This is a genomic window from Anaerolineales bacterium (assembly GCA_022866145.1).
Lineage (GTDB): Bacteria > Chloroflexota > Anaerolineae > Anaerolineales > E44-bin32 > PFL42.
This window is the reverse complement of record JALHUE010000366.1, coordinates 1-3526: the sequence shown is the minus strand read 5'-3', so window position 1 is coordinate 3526 and position 3526 is coordinate 1. Positions and strand designations below refer to the sequence as shown.

The window sequence follows — 3526 nt, the reverse complement described above, 5'->3', positions numbered from 1 at the left end:
CTGGAGGCGCAAGTCCCGGCCGCCTCCAACCCGGCGAAGCGCATGGCCGGCCAGTTCATGGATCGGTGGCCGGTGATTATGGGGGCGGGCGTGCTGGCACCGGTCGCACGCCGCTGGCGTACGCAGCTGGCCGAGATTGCCAAGTCAGTTGGCCAGTTCGAGGCGCTGCCCGAGGCCGACCATAACATGCTGGCTGGGGTGCAGAACCCCGAGAGCCTGATCACCCGGGCCATGGTGCTGCTGCTCCGCTCCAGCCTGGATCACCCGCGCAATCTCCTGCGCCTCGAGGCCACCCGTCAGATCCTAATGGTCGAGGGATTCAACACGGATATCCTTGACGCCCATGGCCCGTCCAGCATGGCCCAGCAGTGGACGGCACTCCATTTCGGCGACTACGTAGCCTACTACCTGGCGATGGCTTATGCCGTTGACCCCACGCCCATCCCAGCCATCGAGGGCTTGAAGCAGCAGCTGGCAAGTTCCTCCGGGGATTGACCGCCGCCCCTTCCGGGGCTGATTGCAGATCGCATTCCCAGGCCGGCCGGCGGTTGGCCGACTCCCTTCTCGCTTGGCTTGTGCCTGTGCCCGGACCCGCAGGCAGCCCTGACGGGCAAATCCCGCCCATCCGCGGCCCAGGGGTCACCCAGGCCCAGAGTCGACTGTCGGTGTTCGCCTCCTGCCTTCAACACCGAGTCTGCCGACCTGCGGCAGCGGGTCGCGGGCTCCTGCCGCAGGTCCGATGGGGGACGTCGGCAGCCCGCCTAGGTATAATGCCCGGGTGCGCCTGGGACCGAAGCGAGTCGTATTGTCCGCACTCATCGTTGCCGGGGGTCTGCTGGCCGGCCTTCTACTGGCGGCATGCTGGGCGGCGCCGCGGGTTGTGACAACTATCCCAACGCCCGGCGGCTCCTCCGTCCCCGCCACGACACCCCTGCGCCTGACGTTCAGCCGTCCGATGAATCGGGCCTCCGCCGAAGCCGCGCTGTCGATCGAGCCGGCCCTCGCAGGCAGCCTGCGCTGGATCGAGAACACGCTGGTCTTCACCCCTGACCTTCCCTGGGCTGCCGGAAAGGACGTCACCTTCCGCCTGAAGGGGGATGTTCGATCAAGCCGTGGCCTGCCCCTGCTCGGCGCCCGATCCTGGTCGTTCCAGGTCGGGACACCCCGTCTGCTGTACCTGTGGCCGTCGGCGGGGCAGGCGGACCTGTACGCCGCCACACTCGAGGGCTCCGAACCGGAACGCCTGACCGAAACCGAGCACGGGATTCGGGAGTTCACTGTCGGTGGCTTTGGGACGCTGGTGGCGTACGCCGTGGTTCGCCAGGATGGCCAGGTGGACTTCCGCCTGCTGGACTTCGCAGCAGACAACGATCGCCTGTTGTATGCCTGCCCCCAGGGCTCACAGTGCGGATCCCCCGCCTTGTCGATGGATGGTGAGCATCTGGCCTTCGAGCTGGCAGAGAGCCGCCCCGGCCCCGGTGCCGAGCCGGTCAAAGGCATGCGGAGCGTGTATGTCCTGCCTGTCGCCGGAGGCGATGCCGTTCGCGTGAGTCAGGCCGACCAGATGGCGACGCTTCCGGTCTGGGCTCCAGACGGCAAGCTCGCCTACTACGATGGCAGCCTGAGGGCCGCGGTTGTGCTGTCGTCGGTCGACATTCCGCCCGGCGAGGTCGTGGCGTATGTGCCGAATGATCTAGGCTTGACCGGCGTCTGGTCCGCCGATTCGTCGTTTCTGGTGTCTCCGGAGATCGCCTTCCTATCTGAGCCGCAGGCCGGGCCGACGCCGGTAAGCGAGGAAAGCGAAGCCGCCTTCTACAGCCATCTGATGCGGGCTCAGGTTCCGTCGCTGTCCGTGACCGACCTTTCGGCAGTCAGCGGCGATCTAGTGGAGGACGCCTCGCCGGCGCTGTCCCCCGATGGTCAATGGCTGGCGTTTGCTCGGAAGTACCTTGACCAGGCGCGCTGGACGCTGGGGCGTCAGTTGTGGTTGGCCCGACCGGATGGGACGCAAGCCCGCCTGGTAGTGGATGAGCCGGCCTACAACCACTCAGCCTTTGCGTGGAGCGCCGACTCGCGACACCTGGCCTACATGCGCCTGAACCAGGCTGACCTTGGGCAGCCGCCCGAGATCCATGTGTTCGACCTGCAGACCGGAGCCACCCGGCTCATCCAAGAGAGGGGCTTCTACCCGCAATGGCTGCCGTGACGCTGGTTGGGGAGAGAGCGCCAGACTTCGCGCTGCGCGACCTGGGCGGGCAGCTGCACCCATTGGGCGACACCCTGGGCAGGATCACGATCCTGGTGTTCTGGTCCGCTGATTGCCCGCATGTCGCACGCCTGGATGCGTATCTGCTGGATGTGGCCAGGGACTGGACGCCGGAAGTGATCTCCTGGCGCGTGGCGAGCATGGCGAACGAGTCCCAATCCCTGCTGCTGCAGCGCTCGCAGGCCCTTGGCGTCTCTCTGATTCTGCTCGACCCAGATCAGGTCGTGGCGGACGCTTACGGCGCCCAGGTCATGCCGCACGTGGTTGTTTTCGATCGGGGCGGTGTGGTGCGCCACTGCGGCGCCTGGGATGACGTCACGTTCCGCCAGCGCCTGCCGGCCCGCAACTACCTGGCCGAGACCGTTTCTTCGCTGCTGCGGGGCGAAGTCCCCGCGCCGCGCCAGGAGCCGGCGTTTGGCTGTGCCCTGGTGCGCGTCTGGCCGGCTGCCCGCTCGACGAATGCCGGCTAAGGCCGGCACCGCCTGAGCAGCTTTCACCTCCGGCTTCGGCCGGGCGCGACCGCTCTCGGAAACCTGAGGTGCGAGGTCCTCAGGCTGCGGTCTCCTGGCATCCGACCCACCGGGACATAGGGGAATGGAGCCAAAGAGTGCCTGCCGGAGGGTTGGGCGCCTGCAGCTCGCGGGCTTGGCCGGGGCACTCAGCCTCGAAGCGGCGTCGCCCGGACTTGCAGCCCTCGGCAAGAGGACGCTGGTGAGGGTTGTGCGAGCGGAAAGTGCCTCGCAGTAGATCGACCGCCTGGCTGCGGCGATCCGGCAGAGTGCCCGAGTCCGGTCAGAGGCTGTGAGCGGAAGTCCCGAGATCTGCAGCCTCGTCGGGATCGGCAAGCGTCGACCGGCACTACCCTCGGCGCCCGACTGGGCGCACGATTCTGCCCACGGGCATGCCCATTTCGGGGGGAAGCATCGCCGCACTCCTGGCCAAGAGCGTGCCACAAAGGTAGGGCGGCTCACTGCCCCATAGCCAGCACGAAGATCGATGTTCTGCGGATCAACCGTGTCCGCCTCGTTCGTCGCCATGTTCGCCCAATTGCCGGCGTCGCCCGGCGACAGATTGAGAGGCCGGAGCGGCACCTGGCTGACCCAAGCTCCGCCGTCTCCGTTTTGGACTGCTGATCGCGGCCGAGGAGAATCGCTGCGAGGGGAAAGGTGAGCGGCCCCAACAGAGAGGCCGTCGAAAGCCAGGATGCCTTGATCCGCCAGGATGCGCAGCGGATGGAGCAGACCAAACGGCGTGAGTGTG

Annotated in this window: 3 protein-coding genes; all 3 read left to right on the top strand. The window is 67.1% G+C overall.

The genetic code is table 11. From position 1 onward, the window contains the following. On the top strand, window positions 1-495 hold a 495-nt coding region (locus MUO23_11155; GenBank protein MCJ7513514.1), incomplete at its 5' end, for a hypothetical protein. 244 nt (window positions 496-739) lie between these two features. Then, window positions 740-2206 (top strand): Ig-like domain-containing protein, encoded by a 1467-nt coding sequence (locus tag MUO23_11150; GenBank protein MCJ7513513.1) that lies wholly within the window; start codon window positions 740-742, stop codon window positions 2204-2206. Continuing rightward, window positions 2194-2736 carry a redoxin domain-containing protein gene (locus tag MUO23_11145; GenBank protein ID MCJ7513512.1) on the top strand — a complete coding sequence of 181 codons (543 nt, stop codon included), beginning with the start codon at window positions 2194-2196 and terminating at the stop codon, window positions 2734-2736. Before MUO23_11150 ends, MUO23_11145 begins: the two co-directional genes overlap by 13 nt. Window positions 2737-3526: the final 790 nt, after the last annotated feature.